The following is a 22,756-nucleotide window of genomic DNA, read 5'->3' on the forward strand; positions in this document are numbered from 1 at the left end:
GCCGAACCGCAAAAGAAAATGCGCCGCAGCCTTTCGGCGTGCGGCGCATTGCGTATCGTTCGGACCGTGCCGGCGGTCAGAAAATCTGGCGCCCGATCCACCATCCACCGGCCGCGAACAGCGCAGCCGCCGGCAGCGTCAGCACCCATGCCCACACGATATTGCCGGCGACGCCCCAGCGCACGGCCGACAGCTTCTGCGTCGCGCCGACGCCGACGATCGCGCCGGTGATCGTATGGGTGGTCGACACGGGAATGCCAAGGAACGACGCGATGAAAAGCGTGATCGCGCCACCGCTTTCCGCGCAGAAACCGCCGACCGGCTTCAGCTTCGTGATCTTCTGCCCCATCGTGCGGACGATGCGCCAGCCGCCGAACAGCGTGCCGAGCCCCATCGACAGGTAGCACGCGCCGATCACCCACGCGGGCGGCGCATCGGCCGTTGCCGACGCGTAGCCCGACGCGATCAGCAGCATCCAGATGATGCCGATCGTCTTCTGCGCGTCGTTGCCGCCGTGGCCGAGGCTGTACAGGCCGGCCGACAGCAGCTGAAGCCGGCGGAAGCGCCGGTCGACCTTGCTGGGCGCGGTACGGAAATACAGCCACGACACGCCGAGCATGAACAGCGAACCGAGGATGAAGCCGAGCAGCGGCGAGATGAAGATGAACGCGATCGTCTTGAGCAGACCATCGATGTTGAGTGCGCTCCAGCCGGACTTCGCAAGCGCCGCGCCGACGAGGCCGCCGATCAGCGCGTGCGACGAGCTCGACGGGATCCCGTAGTACCAGGTGATCACGTTCCACCCGATCGCGCCGACGAGCGCGCCGAACACGACGTAGTGGTCGACGATCTCCGGATCGATCGTGCCTTTACCGACGGTCTGCGCGACCTTCAGGTGGAAGATGAAGTACGCGATGACGTTGAACGCGGCCGCGAACACGACGGCCTGCTGCGGCTTCAGCACCCCGGTGGACACGACGGTGGCGATCGAGTTCGCCGCGTCGTGGAAGCCGTTCATGAAGTCGAATACGAGCGCGACGAGCACCAGCGTCGCGACCATCCATAGGGCGAGTTGTATCGAATGCATCGTGGTCCGCTCAGGCGTTTTCCAGCACGATGCCTTCGATGATGTTCGCGACGTCCTCGCACTTGTCGGTGATCTCTTCGAGCAACTCGTAGATCGCCTTCAGCTTGATGAGCGTCTTCACGTCGTCCTCTTCGCGGAACAGCTTCGACATCGCCGCGCGCAGCACGCGATCGGCCTCCGACTCCCAGCGGTCGATCTCCTCGCACTGCTTCAGAATCTGCGCGGACTGCTTCATGTCCGACAGCAGCGCGACCGCCTGCTGGACGTGTTGCGCCGACTGCGTGACGATGTGCGCGAGCTGGCTCGCCTCCGACGTGACCGACTGCACGTCGTACAGCGACACGGCCGTCGCGACGTCTTCCATCAGGTCGAGGATGTCGTCCATCGTCGTGATCAGCTTGTGGATTTCGTCGCGATCGAGCGGCGTGATGAACGTCTTGTGCAGCAGATCGATCGCTTCATGCGTGAGCTTGTCAGCGGCCTTCTCGGCGATTTGCACGTTTTGCTTGTGAATCTCGGCGTCGGCGAGATTGTCGATTAGCAGTTCGAGCTCGCGGCCACCGGAAACGATGTGCTTCGCGTGCGCGTTGAAGAGTTCAAAGAACTTGCCCTCCGTGGGCATGAATCGACCGAACATGGGATTCCTGAGAGATTGTCAAACGACTGTCACGAAAACGGGCGACATTGTACCGTTTTCGGTTGCGACGCGACGCGCGCATATGCGCGCGCCGGGATTGGATACAACGCTTGGTGAAATAACGGTTTACATCCGGCGAAGAACTGTTACTCGCCGTAGAAGTTCTGCGCCCCCGCAAAATTGTCGAACTTCGTGTATTGGCCCAGGAACGTGAGCCGAACGGGCCCGATCGGACCGTTACGCTGCTTGCCGATGATGATCTCGGCCGTCCCCTTGTCCGGGCTGTCGGGATTGTAAACTTCGTCGCGGTAAATGAACAGGATCACGTCCGCGTCCTGTTCGATTGCGCCCGACTCGCGCAAATCCGACATCACCGGGCGCTTGTTCGGCCGCTGTTCGAGACCGCGGTTCAGCTGCGACAGCGCGATCACCGGTACGTCCAGCTCCTTCGCGAGGCTCTTCAGCGATCGCGAGATCTCCGAGATTTCGGTCGCGCGGTTCTCGCCCTGCGACGAACCCGACATCAGCTGCAGGTAGTCGACGATGATCAGGCCGAGCTTGCCGCATTGACGCGCAAGGCGTCGCGCGCGGGAGCGCAGTTCCATCGGATTCAGGCCGCCCGTCTCGTCGATGAAAAGTTGCGCCTCGCTCATCTTTTGCACCGCGTGCGTGAGCTTCGGCCAGTCCTCGTCGGTCAGCCGGCCGGTACGCATCCGGTGCTGGTCGAGCCGGCCGATCGAGCCGAGCATACGCATCACGAGCTGGGTGCCCGGCATTTCCATCGAGAACACCGCGACCGGCAGCCCGTACTCGACTGCGACGTATTCGCCGATGTTCATCGAGAAGGCCGTCTTACCCATCGACGGTCTGCCCGCCACGATGATCAGCTCTCCGCCGTGCATCCCGGACGTCATCCGGTCGAGGTCGACGAAGCCCGTCGGCGTGCCGGTAACGTCGCTCGGGTTCGCGGTGTGATACAGCGTGTCGATCCGCTCGACGACCTGCGTGAGCAGCGGGCCGATTTCCAGAAAACCCTGGTTGCCGCGCGCGCCCTCTTCGGCGATCGAGAACACCTTCGACTCGGCCTCGTCGAGCAGTTGACGGACTTCCTTGCCCTGCGGATTGAACGCGTCGGCCGAGATTTCGTCGGCGACCGATACGAGCCGGCGCAGCACCGCGCGGTCGCGCACGATCTCCGCATAGCGGCGGATGTTCGCGGCGCTGGGCGTGTTCTGCGCGAGCGCGTTCAGGTACGCGAGGCCGCCGACGTCGTCGGCCTTGCCGGACGTGGTCAACGCTTCGTACACGGTCACGACGTCGGCCGGGCGCGTCGACGCAATGAGCCGGCCGATGTGCTCGTAGATGATCCGGTGGTCGTACCGATAGAAATCGCTCTGCGACAGGAAGTCGGCAATCCGGTCCCATGCCGCGTTGTCGAGCAACAGGCCGCCGAGCACCGACTGCTCGGCTTCCACCGAATGCGGCGGGACTTTCAGCGATTCGATTTGAGGATCTTGCGGCGCGTTCATGGGTTGGGATTATCGCGAATTACACTGGACGACGCCATACCGGCCGCCGACGGACAGGCAATAAAAAAAGGCAGGCCCCGGTTGCCCGGGCGCCTGCCCTTGTCCGGACGGCGGAAGCCGCCCGGCAAGCTTGCGTACGCTTACGCGTGGTCGCCGATCACGTTGATCGTGACGTCGACGACGACGTCCGTGTGCAGCGCGATCTGGACGACGTGCTCGCCGATCATCTTCAGCGGGCCTTCCGGCATGCGAACTTGCAGCTTCTCGACTTCGAAACCCGCCTTCTTCAGCAGTTCCGCGACGTCGCCGTTCGTGACCGAGCCGAACAGACGGCCGTCGACGCCCGACTTCTGCGTGACTTCGAACGTCTGGCCGTTCAGCTTTTCGCCGACTGCCTGCGCTGCTGCCAGCTTTTCAGCGGCGATCTTTTCGAGTTCGGCACGGCGAACTTCGAATTCGGCGATCGCTTCCTTCGTTGCACGGCGAGCCTTGCGGTTCGGGATCAGGAAGTTGCGAGCGTAACCGTCCTTGACCTTGACGATATCGCCGAGGTTGCCCAGATTGGCGACTTTTTCCAACAGAATGATTTGCATTCGAATTCTCCTTATTGCGTCGCCTGATTACGCCTTGTGCTGATCGGTGTACGGCAGCAGCGCGAGGAAACGCGCACGCTTGATTGCCGTATCCAGCTGACGCTGATAGTGCGCCTTCGTACCCGTCAGACGAGCCGGCGTGATCTTGCCGTTTTCGCCGATGAAGTCCTTCAGCGTTTCCGTGTCCTTGTAGTCGATCTGCTCGACGCCTGCAGCCGTGAAGCGGCAGAACTTCTTGCGCTTGAAGAGCGGGTTTTGTTGCTGACGACGCTTGTCGAATTTCTTACCAGTCGGGCGGGGCATGATTTCAGTCCTTTCCAATGTCCTGCATTGCTGTGATGTGAAACACCAAGGTTCTTGCGTTGCGGCTTTTCTTCGCCAGGAAGCCCGTGAACAGCGTCTCGACGCCCATTTCACGGCTCTCCAGCCTGCCGCTCGCCTCACCGGCCGCCACCGCCTCGATCGTCATTTCGACCTGACGGGGAATGCCTGCTTCGACGACTTCCGTGCGGTGATGCAACGTGGCGCTTGCGATCGGAACACCTGCCGGCGTATATCGCACCGGTGCGCGTTCGACGACGCTCGCCGTCAATTGCAACCTGTTCACGTGAGTGGCGCGTTCCTTGGTGGCTTAATACGTGACGAACTTAAGCCTGCGCTTCGGTCGGCTGAGCTGCAGCCGCCTTCTTGGCTTCTTCGCGCTGAACTTCCTTCATCATCGGCGACGGGCCGGTTTCGGCCTTCTTCATCTTGACGATGAGGTGGCGCAGCACGGCGTCGTTGAACTTGAACGCGTGTTCGAGTTCGTCGAGCGTCGTCTGGTCGCACTCGATGTTCATGCAGACGTAGTGAGCCTTCGCGAGTTTCTCGATCATGTAGGCCAGTTGGCGACGGCCCCAGTCTTCGACACGGTGGATCTGGCCGCCGTGCGTCGTGATCGTGGTCTTGTAACGCTCGATCATCGCGGGCACTTGCTCGCTTTGATCGGGGTGCACGATGAATACGATTTCGTAATGACGCATTACACACTCCTTGTGGATAGAAGCCACCCGGGCGTCTGAACCGGTGTGGCAAGTGAGAAGCCGAAGATTCTAACCCGGATACGGGGCGCGCGCAACAACGATCGACGATTCTCAACCGGATTCGGCCATGTTTTCAAAGACTTGACGGCGCCCGGGGCGACCTCGGCAATGCGAGCGTCCGCGCGGGAATCAGGGACGGAGCAGCGAGCGCGGCTCCGGACTCGCGCGCTGCGGGTTGAGCTCACTCGCTGCGCGCCGCCCCCAGCCGCGCATCGAGCGCCGCCCGGAACGCGGTCAGCGCCGACGGTTCCGCGTCGGTCACGGCCCACCAGGTCATCCCGGCCGCATCCCAGCGATCGAGCGCGTAGCCTTGCGACACGGTCGCGTACGGCGCGTGCGCGCGCCCTTCTCCCGCCGGCCGCACGTACACGTCGATCACGTGCTGCCGGTAGCGGTACACGAGAACCGCGACGCGACGGCGGCCGACGTAATCGAGCCGGCCGCCGGCCAGCGGAAAGCCGCTCGCCGACAAGTCCTCGACCGGCGGCGCATAGTCGAGCCGGCCGTTGAACCACGGCTTGACCGTATGCCGGTCGGTCGAGATCACGTCGATGTCGCGCGCCGACAGGCCGGCCCGCACGTGGCTCGACACGAGTTCATCGACCGTCTGGTCGGTGTCGGCGTGGCGGGCAGATAGCGCCATTCCGGCCGCCGCAGCCAGCGCGATCGCGAGCGCCACGCCCCAGCCGAGCCCGGGCAGCGCCGCGACGCGCGGCCCGGGGCCGGCAACGGCCGGGCGAGCCGACGCGCCGCGCCCGGCCGGCCATGCAAACCAGCGGCGGGCACCCGGTCGCGGCCGCGATGACGCCGCGGCGCCCTCCGCCGCGGGTTCCGCCCGGGAAGCTCCGGGCGCCCGTTGCCGCTCTCCGCCCATCGCCGGCAGCCCCGCGAGAATGCTCGCACGCAGCGCGTCCGGCGCGCGGTGATAGTCGGCCTGCCGCACCGCGCGCGATAGCGCAACGATCCGCTCGCGTTCACGGCGGCAGGCGTCGCACCCTTCCACATGCCGCTGGACGCGCAACGCATCGGGCGCCGACAGCTCGCGGTCGACGTCCGCGTCCAGCAATGCGCGCGCTTCGTTACAGTCCATCGATCGCCTCCGATGCGGTTCCGCCCGCCGACGCACGTCCCGGCGCGCTCGCGCGCGCCGCCGCCGCCGTGCCGGCCAGCAGCGCGGCGAGCCTGCGGCGGCCGCGCGCGAGCCGCGACATCACGGTGCCGACCGGCACGTCGGCAATCGCCGCGATGTCGCGGTAGCTCAAGTCCTCCATCTCGCGCAGCACCAGCACCTCGCGGTATTCCGGCGGCAGCTTCGCGAGTGCCGCGTTCACCAATCGCACGTTTTCGCCGCGCAGCAACTGCGCGAGCGGATCTTCCGTCGCCGGTTGCCAGTCGTCGGGCACGTCGGTGTCATCGAGCGTGTCGGGCAGCGCGACCTCGTGCGCGTGCGTGCGGCGGCGCCATTCCGTGTACCAGGTGCGGCGCACGATCGTCAGCAGCCACGGCCGTGCGTTATCGCCGCGGCATGAGTCGACGAACCGCAGCGCGCGCATGCACGCGTCCTGGACGACGTCGTCCGCGTCGCCCGCGTTGCCGCTCAGCCAGCGCGCGAGGTTGTACGCGGCGTCGAGGTGCGGCAGCACCAGCGCGCGAAACCGCTCGCCGCGCGCGAGCGCGTCGTTTTTCGCCTGCTCGTCGAACGCCTGTCCGGCTTGCCCCACATCACCTCCCTGGTCCCCGGCGGCCGCAACCGCACCCGTGTCGCACCGTTCTCGCGTCCGCAACCGCGCCCGATTTCACGCCTGGCGCCCGGACGGACCGCAGCGCGCGCCCTCGATGACCTTACCGCCGCTGCGTCGAGTTTATTCCCGCGTGATGCCGGTGAACTGCAAAAAATTCCGGCCGATACCGTCGCGCCCGTTACGGCGTGCTGCTCCAGTAGCCGGGGCGCGCATACGCTTCGCGCAAGTAGTCGATGAAATAGCGCACGCGCGCGGGCACATAGCGCTGCTGCGGATAGACCGCGAGGATGTCGTAGTCGGGCAGCGCGTATTCGTCGAGTACCGTCTCGAGTTCGCCGGTTTCGAGCTGCGCGGCAATTTCCCAAGTCGAGCGCCAGCCGAGCCCGATGCTTTCGGCGACCCAGCGGTGCAGCAGTTCGCCGTCGTTGCAGTCGAGATTGCCGGTCACGCGCATCGTCACGATCTTGCCGTGGCGCTGAAAATACCAGCCGCGGTTCTGGCCGCCCTGCAGGTTGAACGCGAGACAGTTGTGCTTCAGCAGGTCGTCGAGCGATTTCGGCCGGCCGTGCTTGCGGAAATACTCGGGTGTGCCGCACACGACGCGCCGGTTCGACGCGAGCTTCACCGCGACAAAGTTCGGATCGACCGAGCCGCCGATCCGGATCGACAGGTCGTACCCTTCCCGCACGAGATCGACGACGCGGTCGGTCAGATTGAACGACAACTGCATTTCCGGCTTGTCGACGAGGAAGCCGGGCGCATGCGGCGCGACGTGCTTGCGGCCGAATGCGGCCGGCGCGGACACGATCAGGTGGCCGCTCACCGCGCGCCGCCCGGCGGCCAGCTCGTTCTCGGCCTGGTCCCATTCGGACAGCAGCCCGCGGCAGCGTTCGAGGAACGCGGCGCCCTCCTCGCTGACCACCAGCCGCCGCGTCGAACGGTACATCAGCTTCACGCCGAGGCGCTTCTCGAGCGCATCGATGCGCCGCCCGAGGATCACCGGCGACACGCCTTCCTCGAGCGCGGCCGCCGCGAGGCTGCCCGCATCCGCGACCCGCACGAACGTCTCGATCTGCTTGAAACGGTCCATCTGTCGTCTCCACCGGCTCCGACGCCGGCGGAAAGCCCCGTCCGGCCGTCATTCCATACTTTTAGTTTCGAAATAAGCGACTTCGGCTGATCTTATCAAACCTTTCCCGCATCCCTAAAGTGTCCCCAACAGACCGATTCGCAAGATCCGACTATCCAAGGAGACATTCATGGCCAAGATGAGAGCCGTCGACGCAGCCGTACTCGTGCTCGAGAAGGAAGGCATCCAGACCGCGTTCGGCGTGCCGGGCGCCGCAATCAACCCGTTCTATTCCGCGATGCGCAAGTCGGGCGGCATCAGCCACGTGCTCGCGCGTCACGTCGAAGGCGCGTCGCACATGGCCGAAGGTTTCACGCGTGCCGCGCCCGGCAACATCGGTGTGTGCATCGGCACGTCGGGCCCCGCCGGCACCGACATGATCACCGGCCTCTACTCCGCGTCGGCCGATTCGATTCCGATTCTCGCGATCACCGGCCAGGCGCCGCGCGCGCGACTCTACAAGGAAGACTTCCAGGCCGTCGACATCGAGTCGATCGCGAAGCCGGTCACCAAGTGGGCCGTCACCGTGCGCGAGCCGGCGCTCGTGCCGCGCGTGTTCCAGCAGGCGTTCCATCTGATGCGTTCGGGCCGCCCGGGCCCCGTGCTGGTCGACCTGCCGATCGACGTGCAGCTTGCCGAAATCGAATTCGATATCGACACGTACGAACCACTGCCGGTCTACAAGCCGGCGGCCACCCGCGCGCAGATCGAGAAGGCGCTCGCGATGCTCAACGACGCCGACAAGCCGCTGATCGTGTCGGGCGGCGGTGTGCTCAACGCGGCGGCTGAGGATCTGCTCGTGCAGTTCGCCGAAACGATCGGCGTGCCGGTGATCCCGACGCTGATGTCGTGGGGCGCGATTCCGGACGACCACCCGCTGATGGCCGGCATGGTCGGGCTGCAGACGTCGCATCGCTACGGCAACGCGACGATGCTCGCATCCGACTTCGTGCTCGGCATCGGCAATCGCTGGGCGAACCGCCACACGGGCAGCATCGACGTCTACACGAAGGGCCGCAAGTTCGTGCACGTCGACATCGAACCGACGCAGATCGGCCGCGTGTTCGGCCCGGATCTCGGCATCGTGTCCGACGCGAAGGCCGCGCTCGAACTGTTCGTCGCGGTCGCACGGGAATGGAAGACCGCCGGCAAGCTGAAGGACCGCAGCGCGTGGGTTGCCGAATGCCAGGAGCGCAAGCGCACGCTGCAGCGCAAGACCCATTTCGACAATGTGCCGGTCAAGCCGCAGCGCGTGTACGAAGAGATGAACAAGGTGTTCGGCCGCGATACCTGCTACGTGAGCACGATCGGCCTGTCGCAGATCGCCGCCGCGCAGTTCCTGCACGTGTTCAAGGCGCGCAACTGGATCAACTGCGGGCAGGCAGGTCCGCTCGGCTGGACGATTCCCGCCGCGCTCGGCGTGCGCGCGGCCGATCCGAGCCGCCCGATCGTCGCGCTGTCCGGCGACTACGACTTCCAGTTCATGATCGAGGAGCTCGCCGCCGGCGCGCAATTCAAGCTGCCGTACGTGCACGTCGTCGTGAACAACTCGTACCTCGGGCTGATCCGTCAGGCGCAGCGCGCATTCGACATGGACTACTGCGTGCAGCTCGCGTTCGACAACGTCAACGCACCGGAGCTGAACGGCTATGGCGTCGATCACGTGGCGGTCGCCGAAGGCCTCGGCTGCAAGGCGCTGCGCGTGTTCAAGCCGGAAGAGATCGAGCCGGCGCTGCGCCAGGCGCAAACGCTCGCCGAACAGTTCAGCGTGCCGGTGGTCGTCGAAGTGATCCTCGAGCGCGTGACGAACATCTCGATGGGCACCGAGATCGACGCGATCAACGAGTTCGAGGAACTCGCCGAGAAAGCCGAGCACGCGCCGACCGCGATTTCGATGCTCGACTGATCCACACGCCATTTTTTGACTGACCGACCGAAGAGGCTTAGCTCATGCCGAAGTTCGCTGCAAACCTGACCATGCTGTTCAACGAAGTGCCGTTCCTCGATCGCTTCAAGGCGGCCGCGGACGCCGGCTTCGACGCCGTCGAGTTCCTGTTCCCGTACCCGTATGCGAAAGAGGAACTCGCCGAGCGCCTCGAGACCCACCGCCTGCGCCTCGTGCTGCACAACCTGCCCGCCGGCAACTGGGACCAGGGAGAGCGCGGGATCGCGTGCCTGCCCGATCGTGTCGGCGAATTCCAGGAAGGCGTCGGCCGTGCGATCGAGTACGCGAAGGCGCTGAAGGTGCCGCAGCTGAACTGCCTGGTCGGCATCCCGTCGGCGAGCACCGCGCGCGACAAGACCTTCGTCACGATCGTCGACAACCTGCGCTTCGCCGCCGATGCGCTCAAGCGCGAAGGCATCCGCCTGCTCGTCGAGCCGTGCAACAGCTTCGACATCCCGGGCTTCGCGCTGAACCGCTCGTCCGAAGGGCTCGACGTGATCCGCGCGGTCGGCTCGGACAACCTGTTCCTGCAGTACGACATCTATCACATGCAGCGGATGGAGGGCGAACTCGCCGCGACGATCGAACGCAATCTCGCGTCGATCGGCCACGTTCAGCTCGCGGACAACCCGGGCCGCAACGAGCCTGGCACGGGCGAGATCAACTACGCGTTCCTGTTCGCACTGCTCGACCGGCTCGGCTACGCCGGCTACGTCGGCTGCGAATACAAGCCGCGCACCACCACGATCGAAGGACTCGACTGGCTCGAGAGCGTCGCCGGCCGCGCAGCGGGCTCGGCGCGCCGCGCAGCCTGACGTCCGCCCTTCCAACGGTTTCCCCATACACGCCCCTACAGGAGACTTCCACATGGCAACCATCGGTTTCATCGGCCTCGGCATCATGGGCGCGCACATGGCGCGCAACCTGCTCAAGGGCGATCATCAGCTCGTCGTGAACGGTGCGTTCCCGATCCCCGACGACCTGCGCGCAAGCGCGAAGGTCGTCGCCAACTCGACCGAAGTCGCGCAGCACGCGGACGTCATCATCTCGATGGTGCCCGACACGCCGGACGTGCGTAACGTGCTGTTCGCCGACGACGGCGTCGCGAAGGGCCTCACGGCCGGCAAGCTCGTGATCGACATGAGCTCGATCTCGCCGCTCGACACGCAGGAATTCGCGAAGCAGATCAACGCGCTCGGCTGCGACTATCTCGACGCGCCGGTGTCCGGCGGCGAAGTGGGTGCGCGCGAGGCGACGCTGACGATCATGGTCGGCGGCCCGGAGAAGGCGTTCGAACGCGCGAAGCCGCTGTTCGAAAAGATGGGCAAGAACATCACGCTCGTCGGCGACAACGGCGCAGGTCAGACCTGCAAGGTCGCGAACCAGATCATCGTCGCGCTGAACATCGAGGCCGTCGGCGAAGCATTGCTGTTCGCCGCCCGCTCGGGCGCCGATCCGGAGCGCGTGCGCCAGGCGCTGATGGGCGGCTTCGCCGCGTCGCGCATCCTCGAAGTGCACGGTGCACGCATGACGAAGCGCACGTTCGACCCGGGCTTCCGCATCGAGCTGCACCAGAAGGACCTGAATCTCGCGCTCGACGGCGCGCGCAAGCTTGGCCTCGCACTGCCGCACACGGCCAGCGCGCAGCAGCTGTTCAGCGTGTGCGTATCGCACGGCGGCAAGGCATGGGATCACTCGGCGCTCGTGCGTGCGCTGGAGATCATGTCGAACTTCGAGATCGGCCAGACGCCGGCCGCGTAACGCGGCTGCGGCAGCGCGCGTTTCGCTGCAACGGCAAACGCGCGCGACCAATAAACGCGAGCCGGCCGCGGCCGGTCGCATCGATGCGCGAGCACACGCGCATCACGTTGGGGCGCTCTGCCGCGTATCGCTGAAATGCGTGCGCGACGGGGCGAAAAAACGCCGCTCTGGGCTGAGAGCGGCGTGGTGGGGTCCGCAGCGGCACCCGGCGGCGCCGGGGAAGCCTTGGTCGGTCAGACGTCGTCGTCGGGTGTCCGCCTGTCGGATTTCGCGTATTACATTTCTTTACGTTCGTGCGCACGATTTTTCATGCAATCGTCGCGACGAACGCCTACACTTTCGCCACGCCTTTCGAGAAATCCGCCGCGCCTGCGCTCACTCCGGTGACCGCGCCCAGCGCGGTGTTTTTTTCGCCACTTCACGGCGCGTTTTCTTTTCAACCACCTAGGGAGTGCAGCGATGGGTCTTCTTTCGTTTATCAAAGAGGCGGGTGAAAAACTGCTGGGTCACGCTGACGCGCAAGCAGCGGAAGATCCGAATGCCGCAAACCAGACCGCGGCCGATGCGATCAAGAACTACATCAACACGCAAGGGCTCGATACGTCGAACCTGACCGTCGCATTCGACGGCGCATCGCGCACCGTCACGCTGTCGGGCAGCGTCGCCGATCTCGACACGAAGGCGAAGGTCAAGGTCGCGGCCGGCAACGTGCAGGGCGTCGCGGCCGTCAACGACGACGATCTGCAGCCGGACGATCCGGAAGTTCAGTACCACGACGTGAAGCCGGGCGACACACTGTCGGCGATCGCCAAGGAAGTGTATGGCGACGCGAACAAGTACCCGGTGATCTTCGAGGCGAACAAGCCGATGCTGTCGAGCCCGGACCGGATTTACCCGGGCCAGAAGCTGGTGATTCCGCCGCAGTCCTGAGCATTTGCGCAGTACTGACGCAAAAGGCAGGCCCGTGGCCTGCCTTTTTTCATGGGCGCCGCATGCCGCCCGCTCGGCGGCCGCCGTTCACAGCGTGTCGAATGCGCGCTGCAGCGCGTCGCGTTCGCGAATGCCGTTCGCGAGCGCGAGCATCAGCAGCACGCGCGCCTTGAACGGGCTGAGCGACCCGGCGCTCACGAAGCCGAGCGCATCGTCGTTGGCCGCACCGTTGCGCATCACGTGACCCGAGCCGACGCGCGACGCGCGCACCACGGCAACGCCCGCCTTCACCGCATCGGCAAGCGCCGCCTGCAGCGTCGCGTGGATCGACCCGTTGCCGGTGCCCGCAACGACCAGACCGCGCACGCCGGCCGCGACGAGCGCGTCGACGGCCGTGCGCGTGACACCTGCATAGCTCGCAACGACTTCGACCGGCGGCCACTCGGCCGCGATCGCGAGTTGCCCGTCGCGCGCACGCGTGACGCGGCGCGCGAATTCGACGCGGCCGTCCTGCACCCAGCCGAGCGCGCCCAGTTCCGGCGACTGGAATGCGTCGACGGCGTAGGTACTCGTTTTCACGACGTCGCGCGCGCCGTGGATCCGGTTGTTGAACGCGATGAGCACGCCCTGCCCGCGCGCGGCCGGGTGCGCGGCGACGCTCACCGCGTTCAGCAGGTTCAACGGCCCGTCGGACGACAACGCGGTGGCCGGCCGCATCGCGGCCGTCAGCACGACCGGCTTGTCGCCCTTCACGACCAGATGCAACGCATATGCGGTTTCCTCGAGCGTATCGGTGCCGTGAGTGATCACGATGCCGTCGATCGCCGGATCGGACATCAGGGCGTCGATGCGTGCTGCGAGCGTATTCCACAACGACAAGGCGAGATCCTTGCTGTCGATGCTCGCGACCTGCTCGGCGTCGACGCGCGCAACCGACGCGAGCGCCGGCACCGCGTCGAGCAGGAAATTGACGCCGAGCGCGCCGGCCTGATAACCGGCCGTGCTGGCGGCGTCCGGTGCGGCGCCGGCGATCGTGCCGCCGGTGGCAAGTACGGCGATGCGCGGCAGAGCCGGCGCGGGCGAAGGGGATGCGGAGTTCGGAGTATTCATGGCCGCGATTGTAATGGCTTGCGCCCGGCATCCGGTAGGTGCGGCACGAATGATCGCGGCTAGCGCCCCATGTCATGGTTTGTCCCGATCGCCGCCGCGCGCGCGCCGTCAACGGCCATGCGGGCCGCCGCGTTATTGAAATGCCGTTTTGGTGTTTTCACATTGATTTGCCATAATCGGAACGCGCGTCGCGATGCGACCCTGTTCGCGTCGTGCCGGGCTTCGTGACGGCGTCGATATAAAACGCAATTCACCCCATGGGAGTGTCGAAATGAAGATCCAATCGCTCGTAGCCGCACTGCTTCTCGGCGGCATGCTGGCTTCCCCCGCTTTCGCGGCGAACAGCCAGCAGGACAAGATGAAGGCCTGTAACACGCAGGCAGCCGGCAAGACGGGCGATGAACGCAAGGCGTTCATGAAGGACTGCCTGTCGGCCAAGCCCGCGAAGAAAATGACGCAGCAGGAAAAGATGAAGGCCTGCAACACGCAGGCTGCCGACAAGAAGGGCGACGATCGCAAGGCGTTCATGAAGAGCTGCCTGAGCAGCCAGCCGGCCGCCTGAGTTTCGGCGCTGCCGTCGCAGATGCCGCGCACCGCTTCGGCGGGCGCGGCATTTTTGTTTTCGTTGCACGCGCATCGACGTTTGCGGATGGCAGGCATGCCGTCGGCGCCGGCGCGCTTGCCGCGCTCCGCTGCCGAGCGCCGATACGAAGCCGCCCCCCCATCCCGGCTCGCCGCCACGGGCGCGCCGTCCGAATGCCGCCACATGGTGCGGCAATTCGCCGCGATTTCTTCTATGATGGCTGCAACGCGGCCCCTCCAAGTACAAGAAGCGCCATCGGGCCGCCCTCGACACGGACGCGCACGCCGCGTCAAACGGAGGCATGGATGGCATGGAGACAACACCGCTGGTTCCGCCGCTGGCTGATCGTGATCGTGTTCTGGGCCGTGCCCGTCGCGATCGTCGCCGTGCGCGAGATCCGCGAGGAAATGGCGTACAACAAGGCCGACCTGCAACTCGCGCTGACCACGTGGCAACTCACCGATGCGCAGCAGGCGGCCGGCGCAGCCGCGAAATGTCACGGCGATCCTGACACGGCGCGTGCGGCCGGCTGCCCGGCCGACGTGCTGGCCGCGAACGCGCCGCGCCAACAGGCGGCCCGCGATGAATACGTGGTGCGCCGCAATACGTTGGCTGGCTACCTGTGGCATGCATTCGTCGGCTACTGGGTCGTACCGGCCGCCTTCCTGTTCGGATGCGGCGTCGTGATCGCCCTCATCCGCCGCGCGCTGCGGCGGCCGCCGATCAAACCGCCCGCCCCGCCCGCGCCACCCGTCGCGCACTGACGCGCCATTCCCTCAATCCGTGGTTGCCTGCGTCGCCGCGCGAGCGCGCGACGCGGTCCCGCGCACGCGTCAATCCGTCCGTTGGTGCGCCGCGACAGCCCAAAACGATTTGACGCTTTTTCACGTACGAATGAAAAGGGGTTGTAATCCACTGTGATATAACTGCCGACGTGATCCGCTCCGTGAGCGAGACTCACTCCGAACGTCATCCGATGGAGAAGAACGATGCAAAAACGGACTCTTGTGCTCAAAGCCGCCGCTGCGCTGATCGTCGGTAGCCTCGCGCTCACCGGTTGCACCACCACCCCCGACAAGCCCGATAACGCCGCGACGAATGCGTCGAAGCGCCAGGCGATCGATTCGAGCGTCGACGCGACGCTGTCGCGGATGTATTCGACGGTCAAGGGTTCGCGCGAACTCGTCGCGAAGTCGCGCGGCGTGCTCGTATTCCCGGAAGTGCTCCAGGCGGGCTTCATCGTCGGCGGCCAGACCGGCAACGGCGCGCTGCGCGTCGGCGGCAGCACGGTCGGCTACTACAACACGTCGTCGCTGTCGGTCGGCCTGCAGGCCGGCGCGCAGTCGAAGGCGATCGTGTTCCTGTTCATGACGCAGCAGGCACTCGACGAATTCCGCAACTCGGACGGCTGGGCTGCCGGCGCCGGTGCATCGGTCGCGCTGGTGAAGATGGGCGCGAACGGCGCGGTCGACTCGAATACGGCCACCGCGCCGATCCAGGTCATCGTGCTGACCAACGCCGGCTTGATGGGCGACGTGTCGATCAACGGCACGAAGGTCACGAAGCTGAAGATCTGACGCCGCGGCGTCCTCGCCCGTGCGCACCGCGCGGGCAACGTGCAAACGGCGATGTCCTCGCGGGCATCGCCGTTTTTTCATCCGCGCGCGTCGGTGCATCGGCGCGTCGGTCAATTCAGGTCGTCGAATCGATCACCTTGAAGCGTGCGCGCTTCTGCGCGCGAATCAGCGACTGATACACGTCGACGTACTGCTGCGCCATCCGGCGCGACGTAAAGCGCTCCTCGAAGCGCTGGCGCACGCGCGCTCGCGGCAGCAGGTGCAGCCGGTTCACGGCGGCCACCGCGCTGATCTCGTCCTCGACGATGAAACCCGACACGCCCTCGTCCACCACTTCCGGCACCGCGCCGCGATTGAACGCGATCACCGGCGTGCCGCACGACATCGCCTCGATCATCACCAGCCCGAACGGTTCCGGCCAGTCGATCGGAAACAGGAGCGCATGCGCGCCCGACAGGAATTCGGCCTTCTGGTGATCGGCGATCTCGCCGATGAACTCGACGTGCGGCAGCGCGAACAGCGGCTTGATCTCGCGCTCGAAGTACTCCTCGTCGGCCGCGTCGATCTTCGCGGCGATCCGGATCGGCAACCCGCATTGGCGTGCGATGCGGATCGCGGTGTCGACACGCTTTTCCGGCGAGATTCGGCCGAGAAACGCGAGATAGCGCGGCTCCGCCGGCTGCGGCATGTACATCGTGTCGGGCAGCCCGTGATAGACGGTCGTCTGCCATTTCGCCTGCGGCAGCGGCTGGCGCTGTGAATTCGAGATCGAGATCACCGGCGCGGTATTGAACGTATCGAACACCGGCTGCTGCTCGGGCAGGTCGAGCCGGCCGTGCAACGTCGTCACGAACGGCGTTTCCTGGCGGCCGAACACCGAAAACGAGTAGTAGTCCATGTGGAAATGGAGCACGTCGAAATCCTTCGCGCGGCGCGCGACAGTCTCCATCAGCAGCATGTGCGGCGCGACCCGGTCGCGGATCGACGAGTCGAGGCGCAGTGCGCGCGGCCATACCGGCTCGAGCTTCGCGCGGGTAGTCGAATCGCCGCTCGCGAACAGCGTCACGTCATGGCCGAGATCGACGAGCGCCTCGGTGATGTAGGAGACGACGCGTTCCGTGCCGCCGTACAGCTTCGGCGGCACGGATTCGGTCAGCGGGGCGATCTGCGCAATTCTCATGATCCACGTCTCCTGTGTCCTCGGGTGGCCGCCCGGGCGCGCGGGCGCCGTGCGCCCCGTTGCAGCACGCGGCCGGCGCCGCACCGGCCCGATATCTCATTATTATTCGCGATCCCGATGTCCGGAAGCGCCGGTCTTTCATTTTATGGAAGTTGTTACAGACAGGATACATTCGGCGCGGCGGCAACCCGCATCGGCCGATGCCGGGTCACGCGTCGTTGCCTGCTGTGGCAGGCACCTCATGCGCCGCGCCGCGTATCAGCGCGACGGCCATTTCCACGGCGGCAGGTCGCGCGCGTCCGCATCGACGAGCACAGTCGCGCCCAATTGCTTGTCGAGCACCAGCGACTCGCAGCCGGCCTCGCGTTCGAGCGTCGCGATGAGCCGGGCCGCATGCGACACGACCAGCACCTGCGAACGCCGGGCCGCCTGCGCGACGAGCCGGCCGAGCGCCGGCAGCAGATCCGGATGCAGGCTCGTTTCCGGTTCGTTCAGCACCATCAGCGCGGGGGGCCGCGGCGTCAGCAGCGCGGCCGCAAGCAGCAGGTAGCGCAGCGTGCCGTCCGACAACTCGGCGGCCGACAGCGGCCGCAACAGCCCCGGCTGCCGCATCAGCACGTCGAGGCGGCCGCGCCCGCCCGGATTGTCGATGTCGATCGATGCACCGGGGAACGCGTCGTCGATCGCCGCGTCGAGCGCGCCGGCGTCGCCGATCTCGCGGATCGTCTGCAGCGCGGCAGCCAGGTCCGCGCCGTCGTCCGCAAGCACGGGCGTATGCGTGCCGATGTGCGACTGCCTGGCCGGCGCTTGCGCGTCGGTCCGGAAATGATCGTAGAAGCGCCACGAACGGATCCGCTCGCGCACCGCGATCATCTCCGGCGCGCCGACCGGGTCGGCGAATTCCGTCATCATGCTGTCGAAGCTGGCGACCGGCTGCGGCACCGTATGCCACTCGCCGGAGCCGGTACGCGCGCGAATCTGCGCGCCGTGGCGGTCGACCAGCAGCGTCGACGGCCGCAGCAGCGCGCCGCTCCAGATGCATTCGCGCTTCACGACGGGGTCCAGACAAAACATCGATGCACCGTTCTTCACCGGCAGACCGAGATCGATCGCGTAGCCGAAATCGTCGCCCGCGAAACCCAGCTTCAGGCTCACGGGCCCGTTGCGCACGGTGCCGGTCACCGGCACGTCGCCGCTCAGCATCGCACGTGAAAAGCGCTCGGGGCCGGCCCATAGCGTCGACGGCAGCCCGCCTTCGCGCGCGAGCGACGGAATCACGCGGCCCTGCGCGGTGTCGGCGAGCAGCCGCAGTGCGCGATACACGCTCGACTTGCCGCTGCCGTTCGGCCCGGTGACGACGGTCAGCGCCGCGAGCGGCACGATGAGCTCGCGCAGCGAGCGGTAATTGGCGATGGCAAGCGTCTTCAGCGCGGTCATGAATTGGAATGGCGGCGGGTACCGGCTCGCGCTCAGCGGCCTTCGGTGACTTTCGGATCGGCCGCCGTGTTGGCCGCGGTGCTGGCGGCCGGCTGCCGCGCATGCGGGCGTTCAGGATTCGGTTCGCCGGGCGCCGACTCATGCGGATACAGCTCCATGCGGCTGCGCGGCAGGCATTGCGGATAGCGCGTTTGCAGGTACGCGATCAAGCCTTCGCGCACGCGGCAGCGCAAGTCCCAGCATGACGACGAATCGGCCGCGCTGACCAGCGCGCGCAGCTGCATCGTGCGCTCGGTCGCGTCGGTCACCTGCAGCACCTGCACGCGGCCGTCCCATTCGGGCGCCGCGTGGACGAGCCGCGCGAGCTCCTCGCGCAGCGGCGCGAGCGGCGTGCGGTAGTCGACCGACAGGAATACCGTGCCGATGATCTCCGAACTATTGCGGGTCCAGTTCGCGAACGGGTTCTCGATGATCCACTGCAGCGGGACGACGAGCCGGCGCTGATCCCACAGCCGTACCGACACGAACGAACCGGTGATTTCTTCGATACGGCCCCACTCGCCCTGGATCACGACGACGTCGTCGATCCGGATCGGCTGGGTGAGCGCGATCTGCAGCCCCGCGATCAGGTTGCCGAGCACCGGCCGCGCGGCGATACCGGCGACAAGACCGGCAACGCCGGCCGACGCCAGCAGGCTCGCGCCGATCTGACGCACGTTCGGAAACGTCATCAGCGCGCCGCCCGTGCCGATGATCACGATCAGCACCATCACCGTGCGCACGAGCACCTTCGCCTGCGTGTGGATGCGCCGCGCGTGGAGATTGTTGGCCGTATCCATCGGATGGGCCTGGATGATCGCGTCGCCGACGCCGGCCACGAGCCGCACCAGCAGCCAGGTCAGCGACACGATCGAGCCGACCGCGGCCGCGCTGCGCATCCCGCGCACGAACGACATGCCTTCGTCCGCCTGAGTCCACAGGAACTCGAGGGCGAGCAGCGCGAGCGTGACGAGCGACGGTTTGTCGATGTAGCGCAGGATCACGCTCATCAACGGATACGGCTGCGCGATGCGCTTGACGATGCGTGCGCCGAGCCGGTGCACGAGCACGACCGCAAGCACCACAAGAATCGACACGACGAGCGTGCCGAGCCACGTATGCAACGGCGCATCGGCGATGCGCTGGAATTCCTCGATTGAAATCATCGGCGCCCGGGATCCTTCGGTTATGACGCGCGGCGGCGTCGTCCTGGATGCGTCGGCGATGTCCGGGCGATGCGCGCGCCCGAACGCGGCGTCAAATCAGCTGCCGCCCCTGCATGGAAACGCCTTGCCGAGACCGAGCGACACCGCGGTGCTCGCGTTGTAGTCGGCCAGCTTCGGGTTCTCCGCGATGTACTTGCGCACCGCGTCGGTCATCTGCTGCGCCCGGATGTCGGGCGGCAGGCAGAAATACTGCCCGACGCGCGGCCCGGTGGTACCGCCGATCGCGTCGATGGTGTTGTAGACGCCATCGGCGGCGCCTTCGATGTAGGCCGCGCACGACGCCCGCGACTTGACGTCCGTCTTCGCGCACAGCCGGTCGAGATCCGCGCCCGTGAAAGCCGCTGCCGACAACGGCACGGCAAACGCCGCGGCACAAAACATAGCCCGCAACATGGTGTTCCTTATGTCAATGCGGCGCGAGGCCGCTCACTGCACTGACCGGCGCGGCGGCAACCCTCGCGCGGCCGGCCGGATTCCAGCCGGTCGCGCGTGTTTCGCCCCCGCGCCGAAACCGTCATTTTGCACTCTTTTGGGCATCTGCCGGCGCAGATGCACCGATGCGCACCGTCCGCTTGCTCAGGATGTCGATCGCATCGGGCGCCTTGTAGTGCTTGGCGAACTCGAGCGCGGTGATCCCGAGCTGGTTCTTCACCTGCGGATCGGCACCCTGGTCAAGCAGCAGATTGACCGTCGACGCATGGTTGCCGCGCGCGGCCATCATCAGCGGCGTCGTGCCGTTCGGCGACGCGGTGTCGATATACGCGTCGTGGTCGAGCAGGATCTTGACGACCTCGTCCTGACCATTGGTGGCCGCGTAGTGCAGCGGCGCCCAGCCCTTCTTGCTGACTTCCGCGCCCTTGTCGATCAGCAGTTTCACGAGCCCGACGTCGCCGTTCAGCGACGCGAGCATCAGTGCGTTCTCGCCGGCCTTGTCTTCCTTCTCGAGATCGACGTTCGGCGTCGTCGCGAGCGCGGCGGCAACCTTGTCGGACTTCTCGCGCGCGGCGATCACGAGCAACGGATCGCCGTTCGGCGCGAGCGTGTTCGGGTCGAGCTTGCCGCTCTTGAGCTGCTTGCCGATGTCGTCGATGTCGTCGAACTTGACCGCCTTCACGATCGCGTCGAGCGACTCGGCATGCGCGCCGGCGGCGGCAAACAGGCCGCTCGCGACGAGGGCGGCGGCAACGAGTGCGCGCTTGGGCAGGGTTGTGGTCGGCTTCGTCATTGTTGTGGGCTCCTTCCCTGGGTTGTCGGCTGGCCGCGCGTCGTCAGCGGGCGATCTTGAACAGCCGGAAAAAGTTCTGTGTCGTCGCATCGGCGAGCGCCTCGACGGCGATCCCGCGCTCGGATGCGATAAAGCGTCCGACATGGCTCACGTACGCAGGTTCATTCGGCTTGCCGCGATACGGCACCGGCGCCAGGTATGGCGAGTCGGTCTCGATCAGCAAACGGTCAAGCGGCACGCGCCGCGCGACGTCCTGCACGTCGGTCGCGTTCTTGAACGTGACGATGCCGGACAGCGAGATGTGGAAGTTCTGCGCGAGCGCCTGTTCGGCGACCGGCCATGGCTCGGTGAAGCAGTGCATCACGCCGCCCGGCACGTCCGCGCGCTCCTCGGCCATGATCCGCAGCGTATCTTCCGACGACGACCGCGTATGGACGATCAGCGGCTTCATCGTCGCCGTCGCCGCGCGGATATGCGTGCGGAAGCGGTCGCGCTGCCACTCCATGTCGGCGATCGAGCGGCCTTCGAGGCGGTAGTAGTCGAGGCCCGTCTCGCCGATCGCGACGACCTTCGGGTGCGCCGCGAGCTCGATCAGCTCCGCGAGCGTCGGCTCGCGCGCGTCCTCGTGATCGGGATGCACGCCGACCGACGCATACACGTTGTCGTGCGCCTGCGCGATCGCGAGCACGTCGGGGAGCGTCTCGAAGTCGACCGACACGCACAGCGCGTGCGTGACGTCGTGCTCGCGCATGTTTTCCAGCACGGCCGGCAGCCGGTCGGCAAGACCCGTGAAATTGATGTGACAGTGAGAATCGACGAACATCGTGTTTCCTGAATTCGTAAGGCAGGCGCTACACGCACGCCGCCATTCGTTTCCGCACTCGCAGGAAGCAATTCGCGCTCACGCGAACATTTCTCGATAACCGAGAAACAGTTCCTCGAATACGAGCCGGGCATTGAGCGGATGATTCTCGACCATCCGCTGGCGCGTCACGGCCTTCATGAAGCGCGCGAACGCGTTTGCGTCCACCGCTTGCGCGCAACGCGCGAGCGCGGCGGCCTGCATCGGGAAGTAGCGCGGCGCGCCCGCCATCCGTTGCGCGAGCAGATCGTACAGCCAGCGCTGCAGCCAGCCGAGCACGAGCGGCACCGGCAGCTTCTGCAGCGTCTCGCCGCATGCGAACGGATCGCACGCGGCGCCGGCCGCGAGCTGGCCGAGCGTGAAATCGCGCAACGGCCGGTTCTCGTCGCTCGCAAGCGCCAGCGCCGCGAGCGGCGCGCCGCCGGCTTCGGCGAGCAGCGCGCGCGCGTGGTCGACGCCCTGCGCCGCGAGCCATGCCGCCGCCGCGTCGGGCGCGGGCACCGTCATCGGCCATTGCCGGCAGCGGCTGATGATCGTCGGCAGCAGCCGGTCGATACGCGCCGACACCAGCAGGAATACGACGCCGGACGGCGGCTCCTCGAGCGTCTTCAACAGCGCGTTCGACGCCGCGACGTTCAGCGCCTCGGCCGGATACAGCACGACGACGCGCGCGCCGCCGCGGTGCGAACCGACCCCGCAGAAGTCGAGCAACGCGCGCACCTGCTCGATCTTGATTTCCTTGCTCGGAGCACGGGTTTTCTTGCCGCCTTCGTCGGCATCGGCCGGCTTCGCGTCGTCTGCTGCGCCCGGGGCCTCACCCGCGAGCGCCTCGGGCAGCACGATCCGGTAGTCCGGATGGTTCCCCTGCGCGAACCACGTGCACGCCGCGCACGCGCCGCACGGCTCGCCGTTCGGCCGCGGCGCCTCGCACAGAAAACCCTGCGCGAGGTGCTGCGCGAACTGCAGCTTGCCGATTCCGGCCTGACCGTGCAGCAGCAGCGCATGCGGCCATTGCGCGCGCAGTTGCTGCAGGCGGTTCCAGTCGTCGGTCTGCCACGGATAGATCATCGGGTGCTTCCTTC

General features: G+C 66.2%; 25 protein-coding genes. 7 read left to right on the forward strand and 18 right to left on the reverse strand.

What is annotated here, in order from left to right; translation table 11 throughout:
- Window positions 1-76: 76 nt before the first annotated feature.
- The 10 genes from WK25_RS09050 to WK25_RS09095 form a co-directional block, all read right to left on the reverse strand.
- Window positions 77-1,087 (reverse strand): inorganic phosphate transporter, encoded by a 1,011-nt coding sequence (locus WK25_RS09050; protein WP_059547620.1) that lies wholly within the window; start codon window positions 1,085-1,087, stop codon window positions 77-79.
- Between the two features lie 10 nt (window positions 1,088-1,097).
- Window positions 1,098-1,724, reverse strand: coding sequence for a DUF47 domain-containing protein (locus tag WK25_RS09055; RefSeq protein ID WP_040144330.1), 627 nt, complete (start codon window positions 1,722-1,724; stop codon window positions 1,098-1,100).
- A gap of 146 nt (window positions 1,725-1,870) precedes the next feature.
- Window positions 1,871-3,253, reverse strand: coding sequence for a replicative DNA helicase (locus WK25_RS09060; RefSeq protein ID WP_040144331.1), 1,383 nt, complete (start codon window positions 3,251-3,253; stop codon window positions 1,871-1,873).
- Window positions 3,254-3,393: 140 nt separating this feature from the next.
- On the reverse strand, window positions 3,394-3,846 hold the full coding sequence (rplI, locus tag WK25_RS09065; RefSeq protein WP_040144332.1) for a 50S ribosomal protein L9: 453 nt from the start codon (window positions 3,844-3,846) through the stop codon (window positions 3,394-3,396).
- A 27-nt stretch (window positions 3,847-3,873) separates the two neighbouring features.
- Window positions 3,874-4,149, reverse strand: a complete 276-nt coding sequence (gene rpsR / locus WK25_RS09070) for a 30S ribosomal protein S18 (protein WP_006486248.1) — start codon at window positions 4,147-4,149, stop codon at window positions 3,874-3,876.
- Window positions 4,150-4,153: 4 nt separating this feature from the next.
- On the reverse strand, window positions 4,154-4,453 hold the full coding sequence (gene priB / locus WK25_RS09075) for a primosomal replication protein N (protein ID WP_040144333.1): 300 nt from the start codon (window positions 4,451-4,453) through the stop codon (window positions 4,154-4,156).
- A 40-nt stretch (window positions 4,454-4,493) separates the two neighbouring features.
- A complete protein-coding gene (rpsF, locus tag WK25_RS09080) occupies window positions 4,494-4,868 on the reverse strand; it encodes a 30S ribosomal protein S6 (RefSeq protein ID WP_006755436.1) in 375 nt (124 codons plus the stop codon).
- A gap of 241 nt (window positions 4,869-5,109) precedes the next feature.
- Window positions 5,110-6,018: an anti-sigma factor family protein gene (locus WK25_RS09085; RefSeq protein WP_069241463.1), complete on the reverse strand. Its 909-nt coding sequence runs from the start codon at window positions 6,016-6,018 to the stop codon at window positions 5,110-5,112.
- Window positions 6,008-6,649 carry an RNA polymerase sigma factor gene (locus WK25_RS09090; RefSeq protein WP_040144335.1) on the reverse strand — a complete coding sequence of 214 codons (642 nt, stop codon included), beginning with the start codon at window positions 6,647-6,649 and terminating at the stop codon, window positions 6,008-6,010. Before WK25_RS09090 ends, WK25_RS09085 begins: the two co-directional genes overlap by 11 nt.
- Window positions 6,650-6,848: 199 nt before the next feature.
- Window positions 6,849-7,760, reverse strand: a complete 912-nt coding sequence (locus tag WK25_RS09095; protein WP_040144336.1) for a substrate binding domain-containing protein — start codon at window positions 7,758-7,760, stop codon at window positions 6,849-6,851.
- A gap of 169 nt (window positions 7,761-7,929) precedes the next feature.
- Here WK25_RS09095 and gcl point away from each other — a divergent pair, with 169 nt between their 5' ends.
- The 4 genes from gcl (at window position 7,930) to lysM (ending at window position 12,435) form a co-directional block, all read left to right on the forward strand.
- On the forward strand, window positions 7,930-9,705 hold the full coding sequence (gene gcl / locus WK25_RS09100) for a glyoxylate carboligase (protein ID WP_069241464.1): 1,776 nt from the start codon (window positions 7,930-7,932) through the stop codon (window positions 9,703-9,705).
- A 44-nt stretch (window positions 9,706-9,749) separates the two neighbouring features.
- Entirely contained in the window at window positions 9,750-10,559 is an 810-nt protein-coding gene (gene hyi, locus WK25_RS09105) for a hydroxypyruvate isomerase (protein ID WP_069241465.1), read from the forward strand.
- A gap of 52 nt (window positions 10,560-10,611) precedes the next feature.
- Window positions 10,612-11,505: a 2-hydroxy-3-oxopropionate reductase gene (locus WK25_RS09110; protein WP_069241466.1), complete on the forward strand. Its 894-nt coding sequence runs from the start codon at window positions 10,612-10,614 to the stop codon at window positions 11,503-11,505.
- A 459-nt stretch (window positions 11,506-11,964) separates the two neighbouring features.
- Window positions 11,965-12,435 (forward strand): peptidoglycan-binding protein LysM, encoded by a 471-nt coding sequence (lysM, locus tag WK25_RS09115; RefSeq protein ID WP_040144340.1) that lies wholly within the window; start codon window positions 11,965-11,967, stop codon window positions 12,433-12,435.
- 87 nt (window positions 12,436-12,522) lie between these two features.
- Here lysM and WK25_RS09120 read toward each other — a convergent pair whose 3' ends face one another.
- On the reverse strand, window positions 12,523-13,545 hold the full coding sequence (locus WK25_RS09120) for an asparaginase (RefSeq protein ID WP_059547629.1): 1,023 nt from the start codon (window positions 13,543-13,545) through the stop codon (window positions 12,523-12,525).
- A 271-nt stretch (window positions 13,546-13,816) separates the two neighbouring features.
- Here WK25_RS09120 and WK25_RS09125 point away from each other — a divergent pair, with 271 nt between their 5' ends.
- The 3 genes from WK25_RS09125 (at window position 13,817) to WK25_RS09135 (ending at window position 15,705) form a co-directional block, all read left to right on the forward strand.
- Window positions 13,817-14,107 carry a PsiF family protein gene (locus WK25_RS09125; RefSeq protein WP_040144342.1) on the forward strand — a complete coding sequence of 97 codons (291 nt, stop codon included), beginning with the start codon at window positions 13,817-13,819 and terminating at the stop codon, window positions 14,105-14,107.
- A gap of 326 nt (window positions 14,108-14,433) precedes the next feature.
- On the forward strand, window positions 14,434-14,892 hold the full coding sequence (locus tag WK25_RS09130) for a hypothetical protein (RefSeq protein WP_059547630.1): 459 nt from the start codon (window positions 14,434-14,436) through the stop codon (window positions 14,890-14,892).
- A gap of 225 nt (window positions 14,893-15,117) precedes the next feature.
- Window positions 15,118-15,705 carry a YSC84-related protein gene (locus WK25_RS09135; protein ID WP_040144344.1) on the forward strand — a complete coding sequence of 196 codons (588 nt, stop codon included), beginning with the start codon at window positions 15,118-15,120 and terminating at the stop codon, window positions 15,703-15,705.
- 115 nt (window positions 15,706-15,820) lie between these two features.
- Here WK25_RS09135 and WK25_RS09140 read toward each other — a convergent pair whose 3' ends face one another.
- The 7 genes from WK25_RS09140 to WK25_RS09170 all read right to left on the reverse strand — a co-directional run bounded on the left by WK25_RS09140 (window position 15,821) and on the right by WK25_RS09170 (window position 22,742).
- A complete protein-coding gene (locus tag WK25_RS09140; RefSeq protein ID WP_069241467.1) occupies window positions 15,821-16,885 on the reverse strand; it encodes a glycosyltransferase family 4 protein in 1,065 nt (354 codons plus the stop codon).
- Between the two features lie 258 nt (window positions 16,886-17,143).
- Window positions 17,144-18,322 (reverse strand): AAA family ATPase, encoded by a 1,179-nt coding sequence (locus WK25_RS09145; protein ID WP_040144346.1) that lies wholly within the window; start codon window positions 18,320-18,322, stop codon window positions 17,144-17,146.
- 32 nt (window positions 18,323-18,354) lie between these two features.
- Window positions 18,355-19,527 carry a mechanosensitive ion channel family protein gene (locus WK25_RS09150; protein ID WP_040144347.1) on the reverse strand — a complete coding sequence of 391 codons (1,173 nt, stop codon included), beginning with the start codon at window positions 19,525-19,527 and terminating at the stop codon, window positions 18,355-18,357.
- Between the two features lie 96 nt (window positions 19,528-19,623).
- A complete protein-coding gene (locus WK25_RS09155; protein ID WP_006755340.1) occupies window positions 19,624-19,980 on the reverse strand; it encodes a Rap1a/Tai family immunity protein in 357 nt (118 codons plus the stop codon).
- A gap of 121 nt (window positions 19,981-20,101) precedes the next feature.
- Window positions 20,102-20,812, reverse strand: a complete 711-nt coding sequence (locus WK25_RS09160) for an ankyrin repeat domain-containing protein (protein ID WP_059547632.1) — start codon at window positions 20,810-20,812, stop codon at window positions 20,102-20,104.
- A gap of 43 nt (window positions 20,813-20,855) precedes the next feature.
- Complete coding sequence (locus tag WK25_RS09165; protein WP_069241468.1) at window positions 20,856-21,635, reverse strand: TatD family hydrolase; 780 nt, start codon at window positions 21,633-21,635, stop codon at window positions 20,856-20,858.
- A 78-nt stretch (window positions 21,636-21,713) separates the two neighbouring features.
- On the reverse strand, window positions 21,714-22,742 hold the full coding sequence (locus WK25_RS09170) for a DNA polymerase III subunit delta' (RefSeq protein ID WP_069241469.1): 1,029 nt from the start codon (window positions 22,740-22,742) through the stop codon (window positions 21,714-21,716).
- Window positions 22,743-22,756 lie beyond the last annotated feature (14 nt).

Source organism: Burkholderia latens, from assembly GCF_001718795.1.
Taxonomy (GTDB): Bacteria; Pseudomonadota; Gammaproteobacteria; order Burkholderiales; family Burkholderiaceae; genus Burkholderia; species Burkholderia latens_A.